Consider the following 22,317-nt stretch of genomic DNA (forward strand, 5'->3'; position numbering starts at 1 on the left):
CGTCATTTCTTGTCGTCAAAATGAGCGTCGTAGAAGACAGGTTCGCCAACTGACCCGCGGTCCAGCCAAACGTCTTTCAGGTTCGGCTTGATCGCCAAAGTTACGTCCAGCACCGTGAGCCCAATCACAGGAGCGTCATCCACGATCTTCCGTTCCGCCTGCTGATAAAGGGCGGTACGGTCAGCCCCATTGAAATCCTGCTCCGCTTTTTGAATGACGTCCCAAAGCATCAGGTCCTGGTACCGTGAGGGATTGAAGCGATTGGACTCGCCATTCTGATCGGGCTTCCACGAGATCCGGAATATTTCAGCGCCGGGGGCAACCCAATAGAGGAGAACGACCTCATAATCATCGGGCCCCAGGTTTTTTCCGGCGAAGAAATCAGCCGGATTGGTGGGCTGAAGACGTACGTCAAAACCGGCCGCCCTTGCCTGCTGCTGGATAACTTGCAAGGCTTGCTCGCCATCTGGCTTCAGAAAAGCGTTCGAATAGGAAATGCGCACGATGAGCGGGTTGCCGTTCTTGATACGAACGCCGTTAGAATTACGCTCAGTCCAACCCGCCTGATCAAGGAGCTGATTGGCTTTCCGAATATCGTACGCATAGGAGCGCCCGAGCTCATGCAGGTATTCCGGCGAGCTCTGACTTAGCGCACCGTTGCCTTCAAATGGTAAAGAGCCAAGGAAGGATGTGTCGACCGCGGCCTTTCGGTCAGTAGAATAGGCCAAGGCCTTGCGGACGAGCACGTCGTCAAATGGGGGCCGGGCCGTATACAACGCCAGGCGCAGAGGGGTGCCGCCGGTCAGGTGCCGCAATACTGCAAAACGGGAGTTGGCGTCCTTCCATGCGATGGCCGGGATATCGTATATGGCATCGGTCTCCCCCGTGATCAGCGAGCCGTATCGGACAGTCTGATCTGGCAGAAACTTCCAGCTGATCCCGTCAACGTAAGCCGGTCCTTGATGTTTCGCGGTGGCCGGCGCCGAATTGTAGTCAGGATTGCGGCGGAAGGTGACTTCCCGCCCATGACGCCACTTGTCGACAATGAATGGGCCTGAGCCGACAGGGTTCTCGCAATTCACCGCAAGTCCACGTTTGAGCGCGGATGGCGAGAGAATGCCTTGTGAGGATTGGGCGAGCACGTTTAGCAAGGGTTGGAATGGCACTTTCAAGATTACCTGTAACCTCAGAGGAGCGATTGCCCTTGCCGATTCGAAGCTATCGCTAAGATAAGGAGCGGCAGTCGGATTACGAAGATCGGGGTCGTTGCTGAGCCATCCGGTGATATTGTCAGCGACGGCCTGCGCATCGAGAGGAGTCCCATCCGTGAACTTCACATTCGGCTTTATCTCGAATGTGTATACCTTTTTGTCGTCCGAGATTGTCCATGACTCGGCCAACCATGGCACAAACTTGCCATCCTCGCTGCGGGCAACCAGATTGTCGCTGTACTGGCGTTGCAGATACCATTGCTGCACCCACCCTCCGAACAGGCACGGCGGCTCTTGAAAATGCCCGTAACGGATAACGCCTCCTGGCTTGACGTTGCCGGCCGGCGCCTCCTGTGCATGGCCACTCGGCGCGAACTGTGACAGGCTTTGGAGCACGAACAGGCCAGCCGCCACTTTTCTTCCGCGATGGTTCGACTGGCGAGTGAAACGCCTCGATGATTGCGTATTCGATAAAGACATGTCCAAGCTCCAGGGCAATGAATGCGGACGGGAAAAGTCAGCGTCAGACGGCTGACCTACTCGCCGTTCTTGCCGGTTCGACGTGAAGGGGAATTCCCAAATGCTCGCGCAATGTCTCTCCCCGATACTCTGTGCGAAACAGACCGCGCTTCTGGAGGAGGGGCACGACATGGTCGACGAAGGCCGCAGTGCCGTCGGCCAGTACGTCCGGAATGATGTTGAAACCATCGACCGCGCCAGCGCGGAACCAAGCCTCAATCGACCGGGCGATCTGCTCGGGCGCGCCCACGACCAAGCGGTGGCCAAAAGCTTGAACGCTGCTGATGATCTCGCGAACCGTCCGGCCTTGACGCGCCAGAGTTTCAATCGTGCGATGGTGACCCACAGAAAACGGAACGTTATCTGCATCGGGCAAAACCTCTTCCGGGATGGGCCTTTCGAGGTTGAGCTTCTCGACCGCCACGCCCATGCTTCGTGCAAGAGCGGCGGTGGCGCGCTCCAGATCGAGCAACTCGTCAAGTTGCTCTTTGCGACGAGCCGCCTCTTCTTCGGTTCCGCCGATGCAGGTGACTAGACCTGGGAGGATGAGCGGCGCCGCAGGGCGGCCGAATTGATGAGAGAGAGCACGCAGGCGCTCGGCCTCCTGCAGCGCCGCTGTCAAGTCTCCGGCTGCCGCAAACACGACATCTGCACTGCGGGCACCAAGCCGTAATCCGGGATCCGAACCGCCCGCTTGAACGATGACTGGACGACCTTGAGGCGAAGCGGGATGGGTAAGTGGGCCTCGGATGCCAAAACTATTCGTATCAGGGTCGAGCAGCCGGAATTGACTCTGATCTGCGTAAACTCCCCCCGCCTGGTCGGCGATGATCATCTCGCCACTCCAGCTCAGCCAGAGAGCACGGACGGTTTCAACAAAGTCCTCGGCGCGTCGGTAGCGATCCGCTCGTGCGACCTCTTGACCGCCAAAGTTCGCCACCGTCGCCGGGCTCGACGTCGTGACCGCGTTCCACGCGACGCGGCCACCGCTGATGACATCTAGCGATTGGAAACGCCGGGCAAGATTGTATGGCTCATTGTAGGTTGTCGATGCGGTGGCGATCAACCCAATCCGCTCCGTTTCGCGGGCAATCACAGTGAGAACCAGCGTAGGTTCGAGCCCATTGAGCGGCGGCTGGTGCGTAATGTCGGAATTTATCGCGGGGGTATCGGCGAGGAATACGGCATCCAGCAGACCGTGCTCCGCAAGCTTCGCAGCCCTGACGTAGTGCTCGATATCAAAAAACGCGCTTGGATTTGTGCCCGGCCAGCGCCACGCGGCAGAGTGACCGCCAGCACCATGAAGATTTAAGCCGATATGGAGCATAGGGTTGACCGAAGACATCACACCTCCGAATGCAGCGGCGTCTTAGCCGCTCGATACGTCTTGGCAATCCGACCATCGCCAGCGGTCTCGGCGACCATCCTGCCCCTTCTCGAAAGTCCGCCCTGAATGCCCGTGAACAGCCATATTGAGGAAACTAACAACAAGGCACTCGTTGGTGTGAGAGGGATATCACCAAAGACATTCTGGCTACCTCTTGGCACCTTCTCGCAGCGCTCGAGGCGCAGGAGGCCTTCGACCATGACGCATGCCCACTGGCGCAAGGGCGCGTTCAACTCGATTCCAACGCTGAGCTGTTTCAAAACGGGTGCCTTCATATTTGCCCTGCACAGCTCATCAAGATGCCCGCCACTTTCTCTGGAAGGCGTTTTGGACGCCTCTTCGCGATCACAAACGCCTGGACTCCGCCGCCGATGCGAGCGCGGGTCACTTAAGGATGTGTAGAGGTTGAAAGCAGCCAAACGCAATAGTTGAGTATTCCAATCTACTCTCCTCACTTGGCATCCTCTTCTCTCGCGATGTCTCTATCCTCTTCTTTCAAGAGGCTGGCCGCCGATCAGGCTCACGGATGACACCGACGCCGACGATCGCACCGGCTTCAATTTGCAGGATGGCCCCGAACCCGAGTGACATAAATTGATGCATTCGAGAACACATCAGACATTCGGCGCGACAATGTTGATCAGCAGCTTAGTTGCTGACTTTGGCAAATAAGCGCAGCCAGCAAGCTTGCGCTCGGAAACTATCTAATAATGCGATGAAACACTCAAAATACGCGATGCTCGTTGCAAGACAAGGCCTGGCTGATTGGAAAGGGCTCGGCCATCATTTGTCCGGCGACTATGTAGGTCGCGGAGCGGAGCAGTTATCCGGATCTCTGCGTGCACGTTAAGAAGTGCAACTTCGAGGAGGTGGTGACGAGACTTCATAGTCGGGAACGGAAGCGGTAGTGATATTAGCCGGGCGCCGAGGCGCCAGTGATACACCGATGAAACGCGAAAGCGTGCCTGCCTCGCAATACAGTCAGTGGATTGGTCTGCGCCTGCAAAACGAGCACCGTTGGGCACGACGCATGTAGCTGCGGGCACCCCAATGTCAGCGATCGTCCCCCCAGCCGCCTGAAACGGATTGCTGATGCGGTCCCGGGATCGAATGCTTGGGCGCAAGCCGAACCCGCCTCTTCAACAGAGCAAATTGGCAAGAGCCATCCAGCCCGGCATCCGGCGTGTGTCGAGACGTAACGAGAATGTTTGTGGCGGCCACGGCGCCAAGCGGCGATCAACCTGTAGAAAGCGAGCCGACAGAGCAGCCCCCCTTCGGTAGCGGATTGTCGAACTCGGCGCATTGTTGGCAATGAGATAGGAGCTTCGTCTAACGCATTTTGGCAAATAGCCGATGCTGGATTTGCTATCCCCCAAGCAGCAAGGCAATCTACGGCACACCGAATGCCGCGCTCGCTCTCTAGCAATTACCTGCTCCAGCATTTGAAAGGAGCAGACAGAATGACGGCATACTCAATGGCCTTGCAAGATTTACGCGCAGACAATCCTGGGCGGCCGGCTATTGGAGATAACCACGGCCGCAGGATGCATTGTCCGATGATCTTATGCCCTTTAGGACAAATTCGTCGATCGAAGGATGCAGCACGCTCGAAGAAGGGACTAGCCCCGCCCTAGTTCGGTGTCATGTCAGGTTTTGGAAAGCTAATGTTCGTAGCGATGGAACTGGAGAGCGATGTCAACGGACGGGATCATGGACCGACTCACCAATATCAATCCAGCCGATAACAATTTCGCTGACTCCACCGTGCAACAGCCGCAACAGCGGCAAGCGGAGTTTGAGCAGCATCTGGGAGAGGCGCGACAGGTTGGCCCGATATATCCTCATAGCGAGCTTTATGATGTCACCACGGAAGACGACCGCCTCATCCGCGCAGCGTCTGGCGTCGCCCTCGAGCGCGGGCTCCCGGGTCCTACCAGCGTCAGTATGTATGATCGTCGGCTTCGCAAATTGGCCGACGCGCTGAAGCAGTCGGGCAAATCAATGGCTGACCTCGATAACGACACGTTGCTGGGTTACGCCAAGAAGCTGCTGCCGAACGACAAAATCATCGCCCCAGCATTGCAAATGGTCGAGCGATACCGCGAGCCCAATGCGGACCCTCAGCCGACCCCAACACATTACCGCCCTTCCAAGGAAGATGACCGCCTGATCAGGCAGGCGGCCGCCGCAGGGTTTGGCCGACGAATAGAGGCGAAAAGCATCGCAAATTATTCGAGCTCTCTTCGGAAGCTCGCGGCAGCACTCCGGCCGTTGTCCATTGCCAAGCTGAGTGATGATGCACTGCTCGGCCATGCCATCACTTTGTTTCCGAAAGACAAGAAAGTCATCTTCGCCCTGAATAGGCTACGTGAATATCGTAAGATTATCAGACACACCAATTCTGGTGAAGAAGGAGACAACACGCGCTCTGCGATCATTCAGCCGGCCGTCGGTTCGCTACCACGCGGTTTCGATGAGCAGTCATTGTGCGCCGCTGCGGATCGGGATTGGGCATTGCCGGCTGAGGGTTTCGATGCTCCGCAGTGGCAAGGGCAGGTGTTAACCGCTCTTTCTCCGACACAAAGTGTGGCCCAGGATGTGCTTTTCGACGCGGCGGAGGGCAACCTTCCAGCTCACAACTTCGAAACTCCAGCTCTTTGGCAGGAAATGCGTTCATCCGCTGCCTCGCCCGTCCGAAGTTTCGCTCAAGAAGAGCTTTTTGATGCCGCGGATCGCGAGGGCCTGCCGCCTGTCAGAGCCTTTGGTGCGCCGGCGCTTTTTACGACCGCGAGTTCAAGCGCGCACTCGCCGATGCAAAGTATCACTCAGGAGGAGCTCTTCGATGCGGCTGAACGGGAAGCTCCGCGGCCGGCGATGATCTTTGATGCACCGGTGCTGGGGCAGCCAATGAGTTCAGCCCTTCGCTTACCTGTACAAAGTGTAGTGCAAGAGGGCTCTTTGAATGCTGCAGGACTGGACTATTGCGTGCCTGCTGACCGTTTTGATGCCCAGGAGTCCTGGTCGTCCGCGTGGTCAGCCGTCCCGCCGCCCATTCCAAGTGCCGGTCGGGAAGAGCTTTTCGATGCCACAATTTGGCATCCCTCCCCGTTGCAGAATCCCGCGCCACCTGAAAACTCTCGGCGGATGACGGGCGACGCTGGTGCGGCCCAGGCCGTGCTTGAGCAGGCAGCTTCCACTACCACGGATAGCTTCGATGCTTCTTTGACAGTTCCCGAGGACTTCTCCCACGGGACCCAGCCCGCGCCGGACATGATGCGTTCTAAACTGGGCCGCTGGGGTCTGTTGCCGGATGCAGCACAGCGGGTGAAGAGCTACGACATTCGCGGCGAACGCTATACAGCGGTGTTAGGCCCGGAAGGGCCGAATGACATTCAGCTTATCCACCTTCGCTCTCCCCCCGTGGGCGACACATTTGACGTGTCGTTCGCAGTTCCCAGGGAGTTTTCCCATCGCACCCAGCCGGCTCCTGGCATGCTGCTTTCGACGCTGGGTAAGTGGGACTTCTTGCCTGATGCGGAACAGCGGATCATGAACTACGAGATTGGCGGTGAACGCTACACGGCCGTGTTGGGACCGGAAGGACCTAACGACGTCCAGCTCATTTATCACCCTCGCCTCGCTTTGCCAGGTGACGCCCCACCTACGAGGCCAGCGGATGCTTCAGCTATCCCCGGCACTCTTGTACCAGGATTTGATCCGCCCGCCGGATTGCGCGAGAGTGCTCATATGGGGCAGGTGCAGACCCCTGCGCTGCCGTCTGCGCCAATGGCAGCGCGTCATCAGCAACTCCCAAATCTGCCTGAACTCGGAGAGCTGTTCGGCGACGACTGGAGGCACGGCCCCCAAGAGGCATCACCTATCGTGATCGATATGCTTCAAAACCTTAATCTCCTGCCGAGCGAGCATGTCCCGATGACCGGCTTCCTGATCCACGGCCAGCTGTACACGGCCGAACGCCTACCCGGAGGCCGCGTTCTTCTGTTCCATCGGCCACAATTTGGCTAACCTTGGACACGCCGTGATTAAGCTCCGCAAGCGAAACACGGCATGCCGGTGTTCGTTCTCCTGAACCAGCGGAGCGGCGGCTAGGCTCCGAGTACAACGCCAGGATGGCCTCTCGAGCGTGATCTCAACAGCAACTGCGCGCTGATCACATCTTTTCAGCAGGTCGCCAGCCCCCGCTTCAGGCGACGACGCGGTGCGCGTGCTCACATGCAGCTTGGGCGAGAATCGCGCCGCACGATATGAGCATAGCGGCTCCGAGCGATCTTGCCGATCGCTACTAGCATCCAATGAGGATCGACGGCTCCTCGTCAGCACATCGAGGCGAACCGACGCAAGTTCTTACAGCTCGTTCCGCGACGGAAGACGGCCCGAGACTATCTGACCGTCGTGTCACGATTGAGGCTACGCGCCACGGCTGGTGGAGCCGTCCACTTGCAATAAGCTACCCCGCCCATCCCCAGCCGCCTATGCCGTACTTGTTGGCTTACCAGATGAACTTTGCGCCATCAGGTAGTTCGCAGATGAATTCGCCTTGGTTCACGAGTTCACTCGTTCCCACGACAAGCTTGGAAGCCCGAACCGTGAGCTTGCCTTCGCGGCTGAGGCTGTGGCGAATGTATTCGGTCACGGCATGTCCGGAGCTGTCCACCGTTTGGTGCGCGTTAGCGAAGCTGATGCCGTTCTGGGCAGTCACCCTGAAGGCATTGATGACCAGACCGGCTTGCGTCGCGGGCCCCGGTTTGCCACCCTCGGCGGTCGTACAGCGGTTCAGATCCAGTATGAGTTTCACGCTCCTGCCGGTCTGCAGGGCATTGAGCACCTCGGCGTATTTCGGCGAGGTCTCATCGGCCCTGGCTACCGTGCGCACGGTTGTCGCAGAAAGCACGGACAACAGGATCAACAAGGCTCTGCCACTTAACTTCATATGCTCTTCTCCCTTCATAGGAACGACAGGTCGTGAACGCGAAACGTCACAAGATGCGGCTGTCGCAAACCCGCTTGGCGGATCACAGGCATCAAGCGTGGTCGCACTTCGAACAAGACAATCGGTTGCAATCAGACGCAAGTGGTCGTGACGGCTATTCCGACCTCACAACATCGTAGGTCAGGTTTGCTCAAGTCGTCCCGTCGCGAGCGTCGTCGCGCGAAATGATTCATCGATCCAGAAACCGCAAACGGCGCCGGTATCTGCCGCCTGAACGACAGGTCCGGACTTAGGCTGGCACAAACCTCGCGCCGCGGTAACAGTCCGTGCAGTCAAGGCAGCTGAGCTTACCCCCTGAAATACACTGTTAGATGGCGGAAGGGAGCGCCAACTTGCGCCTTTGAGTCCGGCTGCGCGTTCGCGCCTCAGCACATCCGCCGATTCTCATCTAAAACAACAGCAGCATTTTCGCTCCCGTCAGCTTCCCGAAAGCTGCCTTTGCAAAGAAATGGTCACCAGCAACTACTTTGCGGGGGGGGGAACGGATGAACATCGATCGATGGAATGCCGCAGATGCCTCGATTGACAGTCACGATGCGCTGCCGCAGCCGCACCAGGCAGATCGGCAATCAGACGAACTGAGCGTACAAGCCAGCTCACCGGTGCGGCCGTCGATCGATCACGAAGACTTTGAAGACCAGCTACAAGGCCTGCATTCGGTTCACCAAACATCTGATCCTGCTATCGAATCATCCAGTGCGTCGAGTGAGGCGGTGCCGCAGACCAATCACTATCCGGCCGCATCATTTGTCAGCGCGCGCGACCAACTTGCCGCAACGCTAACGGGCGCAACGCTTGGAGCGCTCAAGAACGAGATAGCCCTGCCGCACAGCAATCAGCACGATGGGCCCCAGCAACCGCGCTGTGGGACGAGAGTGTCGATCGGGACCGCATTTTTGAGAATGTAGCGGCATCGTCACATATCCAGCTGCATCGTTTTCAGAACCAGGACAGCGATTGCAAACCGCGCACGGAAGCCAGCACGTGTGCAATATCACATGTCCGTAACACGGCGCGGGATCATTCTTCCATTGGAGATCCTCTGGAACGATATCCCATGGATCGGGCGCGGCAGGCTGGATGGCATATGCAAGACAGCAGCTTCTGCATTCGTGTCGTTGGTCGAAGCCCCCTCAAAACTCACCATTTCTCGTGACCACTGGCCGAGAGCTATCGCCAACAATGCGAACAGGCTGCACACCTACGCCCTACCGAAACCCGCGGCTGACGCCCGACGACGTACTGAGTAGTATTGGCCTTGGAATGAATGTGGAGGATGAGGACAACATCGATGCGGATGTGGATTTGATGTGCTCGCTGGGCAGAACGCCAACCCGTGAGACCGAGCGCCTGTTCCTGGGTGGCAATTTGGAGGCCTTCCGAACCGCCAGCGAAGCAAATCCCTACAAGAGGGACACTGAAGAGTAATGATTAGACAACCGGCGGCCGCGTCGTTCTCGCTCCTCCCTTGATATTCTCCAAGACAACCAAATAAGGAACACTCCTCCCAGCGGCCCGGCCTTACGATAAATGGCTTTGCGAATAATGCTCCGATCAACCCCATCCCTGGACCTGCGCAAGGGACGAGGCGCGCCTACATCCACAAGAGGTACCCGACGCTCTGGAGGACACACTCGGACCTATTATTCGTTCTTCCACCGCTCTCGTTAAAGCGCTGCGGCCTCGCCTGCATTGATCCGATCGCCGTCAACACATTTGGCAGGAAGTTCGGATGACGTGAGCCACTAAGGTGGAGCATCGAACCCTTCGGCAGCTCGACCTGCCATCGATCCGCGCGATCAATCAAAAGAGATAGGGTGCGATCGCATCAACGGATCAGGTAATGGAGTGTTGAGCGGCAAGCAAAGCCAATGGCCTATTCGCTACTTGGATGCGTTCCATCAAAACAATCGATTTTGCCGATCTTGCCTAAAGGCCCCATAGTCGATCGTGATCCATGGAGGCAGCATTCAAGAATGTGGTGTGGCAATCGATTCTTCTTTCAGTCCCTAGCCGGTCAAATCGGCTTGCGCGCTTGGGCGTCCGCATCCCAAAAGTTGGGTCCCGCGCGTCACATAGAAGCGTCACGCAGATCGCCACCCTCTCCTTGCTAAATCGGGACGTATGGGGTCGATTGAACGACCGTGACGTCACGCCTTAAGGCCCAGCAAAGGCGACTGCCTTCACACAGTGTCATCGGTGTTGGTCAAGCTATGCCTTAATTGGATCGACAAAATGGTCATGACATTGGCGAGAGGTACGCGCATTACGGCAGGGCGATAGTCTGGTCCGGACTGTGTCGCCACCCGCTTCAGAATGCTTGCGAGTTTCGAGAGCACTGCTCCAGCCAGCAGTCAAAGGCACTTGAATCTCACCTAGCGTCAGATTGTAGGATTTCCGACAGTCCGCGACACAGAACCCGCTCGCGTGAACTCTTCCTGACAGGTAGCAAGAATTGCGAACGTCTCAAAAGCACAATACTCCACCGCTCGGCCCCCTCACGCTGCTAGACTGCTCCTCTTCGGGGATCGCGTGCGACATCGCCCATGTGCAGATCGGAGGACGCAGCGCCGATGCCCTCGCAGGAGACTCAAGATGGGGCGCGCGAGCGGAACGCTGGCGGTCGCCATCCCGCGCTTGCCGAGCGCACGCCAACTTCAAAGTCCACAAGCGATCATTCTGGCGCCGTGCCCCCCGTGAGAGAAATGGTGCTGGTGTAGCCACCTGGATCTTTGCGCGATGGCAACACCGTGCAGCCCGGTTCTGCCATCGGTCGCGTGTTTCGCTTGGCTGCGGCGTACGAGGGGACCTCGGGCGCGCCTGAACTTCAGGACAGTTGACACCTGGCGTGCGAACAATTCGCTAGAAAGAAGGAGGGCGGTCCTCAAGCCGGAGGGGCATTGATCTTTTCTGTCGTTCATCTCAGGCCTGTGAAGCCACTGGTCAGATGCGTCGCGTGAAGTGTCTTCGAATGCGGAAAGACTTGCATTGTCGTGACTTCACGACACGTAGGGCTCAACAGCCCAGCAAGACCGACCGCTGACCAAGACGAATTGAGGAAGTTTATGTCGGTTTCGCTCATCTGTTCGGTCACAAATCGGATCGTCTCCCGCGCCTTGTCTTCGATTGCGCGACTTGGCGCTATTCGCAAAGCAGGCGTCAGCTCAGTGCATGCAAGAACGGCTGTGATCGGCACACAGGGGCGTCGGCGGGCTGCCGTGGCCTTCAGCCTTTTAAGCAAAGTCAGATCTCTTGCTTGTATGAAGGGCATGTTGAGCGGCGCCCACGGTGTAAGCTATCCGCGCCGATCCGCCGTCCACCCGGTGACGATCGCCCCCCAGATATGGATCGCCTGCCAGGATGTTCCGCCCTTTCGTTTCGGGCTTTTCAAATTCACGCCAATGCAGCCGCCTTTCAGTTCCATCGAGCCTTATGGTCAATCGTGACGCGCTCAGGTCTTGGCGTGGATGGACGAGAGGCGATGAATGCGAATTCTTTTGGTTGATCATCATGCGGACTTTGCCCGCGACGTGAAGGAAGCGCTCCTAGATTGCGGCTTCGCCGTCGACGTGACACGCACGCTGGATGAGGCGGCGGCCGCGATCGATTGCGCGAACTACCACATGGTCCTGCTCGAATCGGCTTTGCCCGATGGAGACGGATTGGACTGGCTGAGGCAGTTGCGGCGCGAGGGGCGGTCAATGCCGGCCATGATGATGAGCAGTCTCAATGATCTCGGCCGGCGGATTGCGATTTTCAATGCGGGCGCGGATGATTTCCTGCCCAAGCCCGTGTCCACCGACGAACTCATTGCTCGCATGCGAGCCATTTTGCGGCGTTCAACGCAAATGACGGCGCCTGTGGTGACGTTCGGTAATCTGCATTTCGATCCGATCGCCAGACAGGTCTCGGTCGGTGGTCGAACACTGAGAATTGCCCGCCGCGAAGTGTGCATTCTTGAACACCTGCTCAACCGCGCGGGCCGTACCGTGCCGCGCGCATCGCTCGAAGATAGCTTGTATGCATTTGACGACGAGGTCTCGACCAATGCACTGGAAGTCGGGATTTATCGCTTACGCACGCATTTGAGTCAGGCGGGTGCAACGCTCAGGATCAAGACCGCGCGCGGTGTCGGCTACACCCTTGAACTCATTGGCGCAGCATCGGCTGCCTAGCCGATCGAACTTGAAAGCAACACTCCCTTGAACGTCGTTAACAATGACGCCGGCACTGCTGAGCCGTTGACGGTCGCCAGCGGCTCGCACCATGCCGCTATTTTCCGCCTCTGCTACGTCCTGTGCGCAGTCGCTCTGCTATTTCCGCTTAATGTCACGGCTCAGACAAAGCGGGATAGCAAAGGAGAAGCTCCACATGCCGCGCCTGGCAGCACCAGCGGCACGCTCGCCCTTACCTCCTCGCAGGGCAAGACAGTTCATCTGGCCGGACCGGCTGCGAGCATTTTTGTTGCCGACCCGGCGATTGCGGATTATCAGGCGCCGTCGAACACCACGATTTTTGTGTTTGGCAAAAAGTCCGGACGGACGAGCCTGTTCGCCCTGAACGACAACGGAGAGGCCCTCGCCGAGCTGCGTGTTGTCGTCACCCAACCTATTGAGGATCTGCGGGCCGCGCTGAAGGCCGAGGTCGGCGACTATCCGATTCAGGTCAGCTATACCCCCCGCGGCGCGATCCTTAGCGGTACGGCGCCTAATGCCGATGTCGTCGAGACCGCCAGGAAAGTCACTGAGCAGTTTCTTGGGGCCGGCGCGCTGGTTGTCAACAAGATCCAGGTCGCCGGATCATTGCAGGTGAATCTCAGCGTGCGAGTGGCAGAGGTCTCCCGCAGCGCCGTCAAGGATCTCAACATCAACTTCACCGCCTCGAGCCCAAACGGCGCTTTCCTTGTCACCGGCAAAGGGGGTGGCTCCGGCGCGGCCGGCGGCGGCACGATCGGGATTGGGTTTAACGCCGGCAATACCAATCTGAGCGCTGTTCTGGACGCTCTCGCGAGCGAGCACCTCGCCTCAATCCTGGCTGAGCCGAATCTGACGGCGATGTCCGGCGAAGCCGCAAGCTTCCTCGCCGGCGGCGAATTCCCCATTCCGGTCATGCAGGACAACCGGCAGGTTTCGGTCCAATTTCGCCAGTTCGGCGTGAGCCTAGAGTTCGTTCCGACGGTTCTCAACAATAATCAGATCAATGTCCGTGTGAAGCCCGAAGTCAGCGAACTGTCGAGCGAGGGCGAAGTCAAAATCAATGGCATGGCGGTCCCTGCCCTCTCGACACGGCGAGCGAGCACCGTGGTCGAGCTCGCCAGCGGTCAGAGCTTTGCAATCGGCGGCCTCATCAGGCGCAACTTCAACACTGATATAGGCGAGTTTCCCTGGCTCGGCGATGTGCCGATCCTGGGCGCGCTTTTTCGCTCCTCATCCTTTCAAAAACGTGAAACCGAGCTGGTCATTATTGTCACACCCTACATCGTGCGGCCCGCATCGAATCCGACCCGGATGAGTGCTCCGAGCGAGCGCATCTCACCGCCCTCAGACGCGGGGCGGATTTTGATGAACACCGTGACCCGGCCCCCGCGAGACCGCGATGCGCCTCACGTCAGCGCACCAGGATTGACCGGCAGCGCGGGCTTTATTATCGAATGAGGATCGCCAAATGACTTTGCAATATCTGTGCTTCCCCATCCTCGTTGCAGCAACATTGGGTGGCTGCGCAAATACTGTCTCGATCCAGGCCGCGCCGGCTGACCAAGAGATCCAGGTGGAGCAGAAGAGTAGCGTACTGTTGCTGCCGACCCTTCGTGGCCCCGAACGGCATCGGCTCCGAAGCTTTATTGCAGCGGCTAGTCGCGGCCGGCGGGATGCCCTCCATGTGGGTGTCATCGGACCACCCAGACTCATTGCACAGGTCGCCCACGAGATTCGCGCCATGGGCGTTCCCACCTACAACATCCGTCTGTCTGCTTCTCGTGTGGATTTGCCGGCGCGTTCCGGGGTGAGGATCGAAGCGATCATTTTCGAAGCCCATCCTCCGGTCTGCCCCTCGCTCTCTATCGTCGGTCCTACAGTGAACGACAATTCGTTCAATCCAACCCTTGGCTGCTCAGTCCGGAATAACCTTGCGGTCATGGTCAATGAACCTGGCGACTTGTTAGGAAATGGCGCTGTCATGCCGACCAGTGGTGACCGTGCCGTGCTTCCCATTACTGCACGAGGGGCCACGTCGGCGGGCAACAGGAGCAATTTGGAGGATGAAACGCATAACAGGGGTGCGCCAGAAGCCCAATAAAGCGGCTCGTAAGATCCGAGAGCAGCATGACGCCTGTTGGCATTCTTGGTCATATCAGTCTTGGACTCGGCCGACGAGCCTCCTGGAATCCAATCTTTGGTCGGTCCTTTTCTTGGGATCGTGCAGCTTGCAGACCAGGTTCTTGGACAGTTGCGTCGCTCACCAGAGATTTGAGCGCATCGCTGTTTTGCGCGACGCTAAACAAGGCCGGCGGCAAAAACTGCCTTGGCAACCCTCTCGAAACACTCCATCGGAACGGCCTTGCCCATCGCACCTTTTCGGATCAGCTGACGGGCCAACACATCATCCTCGACAATTCTCAGACGTTGGGTACGCGCCTCCGCCAGCAATTGTGAAGCCTTTTCGCCCTCACCGCGGCACACCAGGACCGGGACGCCAGTCTCGCCCCGAACGTAGCGCAGCCCAATCAATGTCGCTCGCCCCGTCAGGATCAATGTAGCCCGGTTGATGCCGAGCGGAGACTCGTTTGCCGACTCCCTTCGGAGCCTGCGGTGTTCACCCCTGATCTGCGGATTACCATCCTGTTCCTTGGACTCGCGCTTGGCTTCGCTCTGCGTCATGCGCATGTCGCGCAAGAACAACCAACGCTGAATGAGCAGATCGGCCAAGCCGCCGATCAGAAGAGCGCCGGCAGCTATCGCGATCAGCACTTTGAGCTCTTTAAAGACAAAACCAAAGCAGCCTAAATCGCAAACGGGCAAATATACCAGTGCTCTCCAACTTGCGAGCACAGTGAAAACGAACGTAGCGCCAAGAACCAACACCTTGACGATAGACTTGCCAAGCTCGACTACCGACCGCTGTGACACAATGCGCTTCAGCCCTTTGACGGGATCCAACTTCTCAAAGCTGGGTTTAAGCGGCTCACCCGAAATCGTCAGCCCGCCTCCCGCCAAGACCCCGGCCAGAATCGCCCCAACCACCGCCGCACCTAGGATGGGAGCCGCGGCTGTTATAGAAAGGTCCATCAATCCGACCAGTGCTTGCCGGACCGCACTGTTGAAGGGCTGTTCCTGTAGCTTGTCGATGAGCCTCACGGCTTCGCGCCATCCGTTTTCGATCCGGCCGGCCCTGAAGCACAGGCAGCCGAAACCAGCGCAAAGGCTTGCCGCGGTCACAAAGTCGGCGCTACGGGGACTCTGCCCTTTCTTACGCGCATCCCTCAGCTTCTTGTGACTAGGTGGAAGGTTTTTCTCTTCGCTTGTGTCGTTCATTTCAAGAACTTCTCGAGCCACTCCAGCACGCCGTTGAACTGAATGATCTCTGCTCCCATATAGTCGACCAGGAAGACGGCGTAGCTGACCATGATAATGCCAAAGGCGGCATTCTTGATGGTCGGAGAGAGATCGTTCAGCTTGATTTGCGGCGCAAAGCGCCCGAGCAGCATGAGGGATACGTCAATCAGAAGCAGCAGAGCCAGCACGGGCCCGGCGACCACGAGGGTCGTATGCATGATATGGTCGAGAAGCCCGATAAACTCCATTGCCCCTTGCTGGGTCAGCGGAGGTAGCAGCCGATACACGGGCCAGATCGGATAACTTCCATATAGGCATCTGACCATCGTCTGCAGACCTCCTGATACAACGAAGATCGTAACCGCAGCAGTCCCGAGAAAGAGCCCCATCGCGGAGGTTTGGCTGCGTGTCGCAGGATCGTCCACCTGGCTGGAGATGCCGCGCTGGGTATCAATGATGTCACCAACGGCCTGAATGCTCCAAAGTGGTATACTAAGCAGAAAACCAAACAGCAGGCCGATAAATATCTCCTTTAAACCGAGGAGCGAGACCGCAATCATACGGGTGCCCGGATCTAGTGTCTGCAAGCCGTTCCTGACCTGCATCAAGCAAGGCAATCCAATCACAATCGCCGCGCTTGCGCGGATAATCCCGCTAATGTGCGGTCGCGTGAATACCGGAAGAACCAGCATAATGCCCAGAGTCCGGGCCGCGCCAAGTCCCGCGGCAACGACGAACTCGACAGCAGCCTGAACCAGAGTTTGCATCTCGGTAGGTGACAAGGCATCCATTTGAACTCAGCTCGTCGTTGCAACGGTTGCACTCGCCTCAACATGATGTGAGACCTCAAGAACCATGCAGATCAGCGACCCTCGTCTCCGAGCGGTTGCAGAGCGACACGCATCCACAAGGTAGAGGACTTGGGCTTGAATTCCATATGGCTAGAGTCATCCGGCGCAGAGGTATAACCATTCTATGAGAGCACCGGCCACAATCGCGCGCTGCGGCCTACAAGCCAAGCTTCTTCGACTCTCACTGGCCGCAGCGCGCTCTCGTGATCTGAGGACCTAAAAGCTTCCATCATTTTTCGCAGGCTATGGAGATCGGTCTCGAGCGGCCCCTTCATTCGCAAGCTCATTCACCAGGACGCCAGAATCGCGGGACCGCTTGCAGTCAAAGCGGCTCGCCCGTTCACTTGCGTCGACAACTCGTCAGGCTGTGCATCGAGAACGGGGTCTCAGCAGGTAATTCCATCACGTAAGCAACGCGTATCGAACGGATAGAAGTTCCAAATTGGGTCTATTTACGTCCGAATACGACAGGCTCATAGAGCCGATCAGGACAGGTCGGAGGTCTATCCGTCTCATGATAGTGAAGCGAGCTTTCAATAAGCTGACGAACTCACTTTTTTATGGCTCACAATGAAGACCGACAAGCGCGACGCTGTAGCTGACACTTAGATACTTGCGTTCCGCGCGCACTAATACCTCGCTGTTAGCGCGGGGAACTCAGTGAAGATCTGCTGGGCTTGCTCGATCAGCGGCGCGCTCAGGACCGGAGCAAACAGAACGAGCACGGCGACGACGACGAGGAGCTTCACGGTCAGCGGCAACGTCTGATCCTGGAGCTGGGTTGCTGCCTGGACGATGCCAATACCCAATCCGGCCACGAGGGCTGCCAGTAGCGGCGGTAGAACCCAGATCATGAACAGGACTAGTGATCGGCTCAGGTGGGTGAGGATGCTGGCCTCGTCCATCTCACCCCCCCGGCGATGCGTAGCTTAAGACCAATCCGTGCATGAGCCGCGACCAGCCGTCGATTGTGACGAACAGAAAGAGCTTGAAAGGAACGGATATCATTGTTGGCGATACCATTGACATTCCCATGGCCATCAGAATTGTCGTCACGATCAGGTCGATCGTGATGAACGGAAGGTAGAGAAGGAAACCGATTTCAAACCCACGCTTAAGCTCCGAGATCAAAAAGGACGGCACGAGGATCGCAAAATCATCGGCTGTTGCGTTGGCGCGCATCTCCTCCGACCAGATATGTTCCGTCGACGACAGGAAGAACTTGCGCTGCTCCTCACTGGTGAACTTTTTGAGATGGGCACGCAGCGGCTCGCTGCCCTGCTTGGCGGCAGTCAACCAGTCATCGGCGGTTTGGTAACGAAGTTGCGTATCGGTCACGCGATTGTAGGTTTGCTCGAATACTGGGGCGCCTATGAACACGGTAAGAATCAATGCAGCACCATACAGAACGATGTTTGGTGGTATGGACTGAGTTCCGAGCGCGTTGCGGATCAGGAAGAGAACGACGGACACCTTGATGAACGCCGTTGTTGTGACGACTGCGAACGCCAGCAGGCCAAGACCGACGGTCGCCGCAACAAGGGCAAGGAGGCTCGGTTGAATGTCAGCCATTGATCGCCAACTTGCTACGTAACCGGACCCCCAACGCTTCACCGACACGTACGATGTCGCCGCGGCCGATCAATTGACCATTGGCAACAATATCGACCGGACCGTCCACCGGACGCCCAAACTCGAACACGTGCCCCTCGTTGATGCTTCTCAACGTACCCAGCGGGATGGAGCAACGGCCGCATTCGAACACAAGCGGGATCTCAACACAATCAATGTCGGCTTCCGAGGGCGGGAGCGCTTGCTCAGCTTCTGGACGTATCGTCATATTTGCATACCTTAGAGGATGTGACTGCAGGCGGAATGGGCCGCGAAGGATAAGTCTGTCGCCCGCGACCTGCGCGGGCGCCCACAACTTGTCCGCAGTGAGGATGAGCTGGCCGTGGGCAAAAGGAATGACGTCGGGTAGCAGCGCGTCGCCGCGCTGTGCTTGGCGAAGAAGCTTGATGGGCGCGCGCAGCGAGCCGATCTCTCTCGCAATTACAACTGGCAATTCCGAAGAAATCTTGCCTAGATCTACCGGTAATTGGCCGACCAACTCGCCTAAGGCACGAAACGCAGACGGAACCAGACCGTCAAGGGGCGCGAACAAGAACAGGTGGGCCTTGGCCGCAAGCGGTCCGAAAGTAACGTCGAGTTCTAAATAGGGGCCTTTGGACGTTGCGTCCACGACGCCGATCAGCTGCAAATTCCGCGCGAGCGCGATCTCTAATTGGGCGAGCCAAGGTTCCAGTGCAAGTTCGAGAAGAAGCGATCGGGTTGGGTCGGAAGGTAAAGCAAGGCCATGCTGGACCGTTGAGATCAGTGCCTCGATGAGAAGGCGGGGCACGGACGACACAACGGTCTCACCTCCGGCGCAAAATACGCAATCGAGCATCGATATGGCATATGGCTCGGCCTGCCAAACAAGCCGGCTCATACGCATCGATAACGGCTTATCGCCAATGCGGCTATTTAGAACCATGCGCGGCGCGGCGATCTCGTTGAGCCACGAGACCACTTCATGCGACAGCTTTGCCGCTGGCTGAAATGGTGCGGATTCACCCACGGCATTTACCGACAGTTTCCGCGGGCGCAGCTCGCGACTTCATAGGAGAACCAGCCATCAGTTCGAGCCACCGACCGCCTGACTGCGCGAACCAGCCTGATATCGGAGCAAAACCTCATCGTCGGCATCGATTTCGGCTGCGAACTCCGAACGGACAGCTGTAGTGCGCCGGACATCGCCCTCAATCCCCTGCCATTTCTGGCTCGCCGCCGAACGCTTGGCCCATATGGTCCGCGCCTCATTCACTGCCAGCTGAGCGTGCTCAAGCGCGATGCGCGCCTGCTCACGCGCCTGGCGTGCCGGTTCGATCTCTGCGGCCAGGCGCTCAAGAACCAATTGACAGCGACGATCGAGCTCGGTCACGGACATTGTCTCGAGCGACGCCAACTCCTGATAAAGTTCAGCTTCGACCTTGGCACGATGATTCTCCGCGCCTGTAAGATTCTCAGACGCTCGCTGCAACGCTTCGACGGCAATTTGGCGCCTGGCTTCCATGTTCGACAATTCACGAAGCGCGCTTCGCTCTCTCATGTCTTTCACCAGTCGCAATTTCGACGCTTGCACGAGATTCAGGCCGTCAGACGCGACATCCATGAAATGGTCTCCTCAAAACTTGACGGCTCGTCCTGTCCCTGGCGCAAGAATGCGCGCAGTTCTTCGATTGAATCGATTGCCCGATCAGTCAGTGGATCGCCGCCCGGCTTGTATTCACCGACCTTGATCAGGAACTCAGCCTCATTGTAGCGCGAGAGCAGATCGCGGAAGACGGATGCCGCCTTGCGATGTGGACCAGAGGCGACCGCGTCCATGACACGACTTCGGCTCGACAGCACGTCGATAGCGGGAAAGTGCCCTCGCGAGGCCAGCGAGCGCGAAAGAATGATATGACCATCGAGAATGCCGCGCGACTCTTCGGCAATCGGATCGCCCGTACCGTCACCTTCGACAAGCACGGTATAGAATGCCGTGATCGAACCCCGCTCGCCCATACCGGCTCGCTCCAACAGACCAGGAAGCAGAGCAAAGACGGAAGGAGGAAAGCCGCGCCGGGTAGGAGGCTCTCCTGCGGCAAGGCCGATTTCGCGCATCGCACGGCTAAAGCGCGTCAGCGAATCCATCATTAGAACAACCTGCAGCCCTTGATCACGAAAATACTCGGCGAGTGCGGTCGCCATATGGGCGCATTGCGCCCGCTCCATTGCCGATCGATCGGATGTCTCAACGACAACGATCGTGCGAGCGAGAGCCTCCCCAATATGACGTTCGATGAATTCACGCACCTCGCGTCCACGCTCTCCTATGAGGGCAACCACGGTGACATCTGCCGCCGCGCCTTTTACAATTTGCGACATCAAGGTCGACTTGCCGCAACCGGCATCTCCATAGATTCCGATCCGTTGACCTTCGCCACACGTCAGAAGTCCATCCAGCACGCGAACGCCGAGTGGAAACGGCTGCTCGATGCCACGCCGCCTCATCGGGTTTGGCGCCTTGCCGCGGAGCGGACAGGTGTGGACCGTCTTTATCGGCCCCTTGCCATCGAGTGGACGGCCGAAACTATCGATTACGCGGCCGAGCAGGTTTGGCCCGACTGACACTTCCTGCATGCGTCCGGTCGCGATCACTTCCGCGCGGTGGGACAAGCCCACCAGATCGCCAATGGGCGTCAGCAACACCCCGTCCGGCAGCAAACCTATCACTTCAGCCTCAAGTGACCATCCGGAAGCGTCTTGCAACAGGCAAAGTTCTCCAACACGGGCTCCTGGTAACACCGCATGGAGCAAGGTGCCGACCGCACGCGTGATCCGTCCCCGCAGGGCCCGCGTATCGACCTCCTTTGCTGCGAATCTTAGAGATGCTATCGCCGCCCGTACATCTCCTTCTCCGCCTGCTTGATCATGGCCTGATCGCTGCGTCGTCACGGAGGGCTTTCCTGAGAAGATGGATTAAGGGCGAGACGCAATGTTCGGAGCTGCGCGGCAAGTCCTAAATCGACACTGCCGAACTCGCTCCACAGAACGCACTGATCCGGCTGCACGGCCGGGTCCGGATCAATTCTGACTTTCGGCCGACCGTCCGTTCCGTCGAACGCCAGAAATTCATGTCTTAGTGCATCAGCGTTCACGGGAGACACGTGAAGGCATACTTCTGCGCTGCCATATCTTTGCTCGACGGCGTGACGGACGGTCCTTACCAACATCTCACCTGGATCAAAGGAGCCCAGTAAATCGGTCAATATCTCAAAGACGAGCTGTGGCAGCTCCTGTTGCAGAACGGCTTTTCGCCGGGCCACATCGGAAGCAGCTCGGGCAATCAGCTGTGCCATTTCGTCCGAGCCTGACCTAAGACCCTCGCAGTAGCCGCGCTCCCGCTCCTGCTGATAGGCTTTCCTTGCAAAGCTGCGTACCTGCCGCAGGTATCGCTCAGCTAACGCGCGCGTCTGCACCGCATCGGACCAGATGCCAAGTTCCGCGGCTGGTATGAGCCGATCAAGCGGCCGTATTTGCGGACGATCTGGCAAGACTGTTTCATTGTCCGTCATGCCGCTGGCTCCTCCGTGGCCAAGTGGGCCACCACTAAAGACAGCAACTGACCCGCTGAGTTGTGGTGTTCGGCTGCTGGGGATTCGGCGGCGGTCCCCACAGGTAAGCGAAAAAGAACGCGCACACGGTCAAGCTCTGATGCGTCGCTGAGCCAAGCGCCGAGGCAGGCACATCCGTCGTGTTCAATCTGGCTCGCCAGCTTCTCCGGATCGCCAATCGATGTAGTCGCGACGGCGCTGGATAAGTGCCGGATTGCGAAAGCATGTGCCTCGGCGCCAACATTTTCGATCAGAATCGCTACATCATGCCTTGACACGAGCTTCAGCACCGAACGGGCATGCCAGATGCTGCCGGCGAGCAGCGCCGCCCGGCGCGGATCTTGCCCGAGCAGGAGGTCCCTACCCCAGGGGCCGCCGTTCGAAACCAGCTCACTACCTAGCAGCAATTCGACGAGTCTTTGCTGAAGTCTCGGAGACTTCTGCAACTGCAGCACTGTGGCGGCCGATAGGAGCCCATCAAGACGACCGGCAAACCGGCTGGGATGGATCAAGGCGGCAAGCTCGCGCAGACGATCGGAATCCGAGTTGATTGAACGATTTTGGTCAGTGAATGCCATTGATGC

19 protein-coding genes are annotated in these 22,317 nt (G+C 58.0%); 6 read left to right on the forward strand and 13 right to left on the reverse strand.

Translation table 11 applies throughout. The features are described from left to right. Nucleotides 1–2: 2 nt before the first annotated feature. Genes BM374_RS33335 through BM374_RS33345 form a run of 3 tightly spaced genes read right to left on the reverse strand, consistent with a single transcriptional unit; the run spans nt 3 to nt 3,392 of the window. A complete protein-coding gene (locus tag BM374_RS33335; RefSeq protein ID WP_244552787.1) occupies nt 3–1,691 on the reverse strand; it encodes an ABC transporter substrate-binding protein in 1,689 nt (562 codons plus the stop codon). Between the two features lie 43 nt (nt 1,692–1,734). After that, nucleotides 1,735–3,075 (reverse strand): NtaA/DmoA family FMN-dependent monooxygenase, encoded by a 1,341-nt coding sequence (locus BM374_RS33340; protein WP_092302593.1) that lies wholly within the window; start codon nt 3,073–3,075, stop codon nt 1,735–1,737. Next, a complete protein-coding gene (locus BM374_RS33345) occupies nt 3,075–3,392 on the reverse strand; it encodes a hypothetical protein (RefSeq protein ID WP_092302595.1) in 318 nt (105 codons plus the stop codon). The genes BM374_RS33340 and BM374_RS33345 overlap by 1 nt, the downstream gene beginning before the upstream one ends. Nucleotides 3,393–4,827: 1,435 nt before the next feature. On the opposite strand from BM374_RS33345, the gene BM374_RS33350 reads away from it, so the two are divergent. After that, nucleotides 4,828–7,143 (forward strand): hypothetical protein, encoded by a 2,316-nt coding sequence (locus tag BM374_RS33350; protein ID WP_092302720.1) that lies wholly within the window; start codon nt 4,828–4,830, stop codon nt 7,141–7,143. A 484-nt stretch (nt 7,144–7,627) separates the two neighbouring features. On the opposite strand, the gene BM374_RS33355 is transcribed toward BM374_RS33350, so the two are convergent. Beyond that, a complete protein-coding gene (locus BM374_RS33355) occupies nt 7,628–8,068 on the reverse strand; it encodes a VirK family protein (RefSeq protein WP_092302722.1) in 441 nt (146 codons plus the stop codon). A gap of 545 nt (nt 8,069–8,613) precedes the next feature. Here BM374_RS33355 and BM374_RS39595 point away from each other — a divergent pair. The 5 genes from BM374_RS39595 to BM374_RS33380 all read left to right on the forward strand — a co-directional run bounded on the left by BM374_RS39595 (nt 8,614) and on the right by BM374_RS33380 (nt 14,425). Then, nucleotides 8,614–9,036, forward strand: coding sequence for a hypothetical protein (locus tag BM374_RS39595; protein ID WP_244552788.1), 423 nt, complete (start codon nt 8,614–8,616; stop codon nt 9,034–9,036). A 2,157-nt stretch (nt 9,037–11,193) separates the two neighbouring features. Next, the gene (locus BM374_RS38185; protein ID WP_143270315.1) at nt 11,194–11,574 is read left to right on the forward strand and encodes a hypothetical protein; all 381 of its coding nucleotides are present in this window, start codon (nt 11,194–11,196) and stop codon (nt 11,572–11,574) included. 39 nt (nt 11,575–11,613) lie between these two features. Continuing rightward, nucleotides 11,614–12,303, forward strand: a complete 690-nt coding sequence (locus BM374_RS33370) for a response regulator (protein WP_092302599.1) — start codon at nt 11,614–11,616, stop codon at nt 12,301–12,303. Nucleotides 12,304–12,330: 27 nt separating this feature from the next. Beyond that, a complete protein-coding gene (locus BM374_RS33375; protein ID WP_092302601.1) occupies nt 12,331–13,782 on the forward strand; it encodes a type II and III secretion system protein family protein in 1,452 nt (483 codons plus the stop codon). A gap of 10 nt (nt 13,783–13,792) precedes the next feature. Beyond that, nucleotides 13,793–14,425 carry a CpaD family pilus assembly lipoprotein gene (locus BM374_RS33380; RefSeq protein WP_092302603.1) on the forward strand — a complete coding sequence of 211 codons (633 nt, stop codon included), beginning with the start codon at nt 13,793–13,795 and terminating at the stop codon, nt 14,423–14,425. 197 nt (nt 14,426–14,622) lie between these two features. Here BM374_RS33380 and BM374_RS33385 read toward each other — a convergent pair whose 3' ends face one another. From BM374_RS33385 to BM374_RS33425, 9 genes are all read right to left on the reverse strand, one after another. Beyond that, on the reverse strand, nt 14,623–15,660 hold the full coding sequence (locus tag BM374_RS33385; protein ID WP_092302605.1) for an EscU/YscU/HrcU family type III secretion system export apparatus switch protein: 1,038 nt from the start codon (nt 15,658–15,660) through the stop codon (nt 14,623–14,625). Continuing rightward, nucleotides 15,657–16,472 (reverse strand): type III secretion system export apparatus subunit SctT, encoded by an 816-nt coding sequence (sctT, locus tag BM374_RS33390; protein WP_092302607.1) that lies wholly within the window; start codon nt 16,470–16,472, stop codon nt 15,657–15,659. Before sctT ends, BM374_RS33385 begins: the two co-directional genes overlap by 4 nt. 689 nt (nt 16,473–17,161) lie before the next feature. Then, the gene (locus tag BM374_RS33395; RefSeq protein WP_092302609.1) at nt 17,162–17,437 is read right to left on the reverse strand and encodes an EscS/YscS/HrcS family type III secretion system export apparatus protein; all 276 of its coding nucleotides are present in this window, start codon (nt 17,435–17,437) and stop codon (nt 17,162–17,164) included. 1 nt (nt 17,438) lies between these two features. Then, a complete protein-coding gene (gene sctR / locus BM374_RS33400) occupies nt 17,439–18,104 on the reverse strand; it encodes a type III secretion system export apparatus subunit SctR (RefSeq protein ID WP_092302611.1) in 666 nt (221 codons plus the stop codon). Next, complete coding sequence (gene sctQ, locus BM374_RS33405; RefSeq protein ID WP_092302613.1) at nt 18,097–19,152, reverse strand: type III secretion system cytoplasmic ring protein SctQ; 1,056 nt, start codon at nt 19,150–19,152, stop codon at nt 18,097–18,099. Before sctQ ends, sctR begins: the two co-directional genes overlap by 8 nt. 57 nt (nt 19,153–19,209) lie before the next feature. Then, entirely contained in the window at nt 19,210–19,746 is a 537-nt protein-coding gene (locus BM374_RS33410) for a hypothetical protein (RefSeq protein WP_092302615.1), read from the reverse strand. Further along, a complete protein-coding gene (sctN, locus tag BM374_RS33415) occupies nt 19,722–21,074 on the reverse strand; it encodes a type III secretion system ATPase SctN (protein WP_092302617.1) in 1,353 nt (450 codons plus the stop codon). The genes BM374_RS33410 and sctN overlap by 25 nt, the downstream gene beginning before the upstream one ends. Continuing rightward, nucleotides 21,071–21,694, reverse strand: coding sequence for a type III secretion system stator protein SctL (gene sctL / locus BM374_RS33420; RefSeq protein ID WP_092302619.1), 624 nt, complete (start codon nt 21,692–21,694; stop codon nt 21,071–21,073). Before sctL ends, sctN begins: the two co-directional genes overlap by 4 nt. Continuing rightward, complete coding sequence (locus tag BM374_RS33425) at nt 21,691–22,311, reverse strand: nodulation protein NolU (RefSeq protein ID WP_092302621.1); 621 nt, start codon at nt 22,309–22,311, stop codon at nt 21,691–21,693. Before BM374_RS33425 ends, sctL begins: the two co-directional genes overlap by 4 nt. Between the last annotated feature and the right edge of the window lie 6 nt (nt 22,312–22,317).

Source organism: Bradyrhizobium sp. Ghvi, assembly GCF_900115265.1.
In the GTDB taxonomy this organism is placed as follows: Bacteria; Pseudomonadota; Alphaproteobacteria; order Rhizobiales; family Xanthobacteraceae; genus Bradyrhizobium.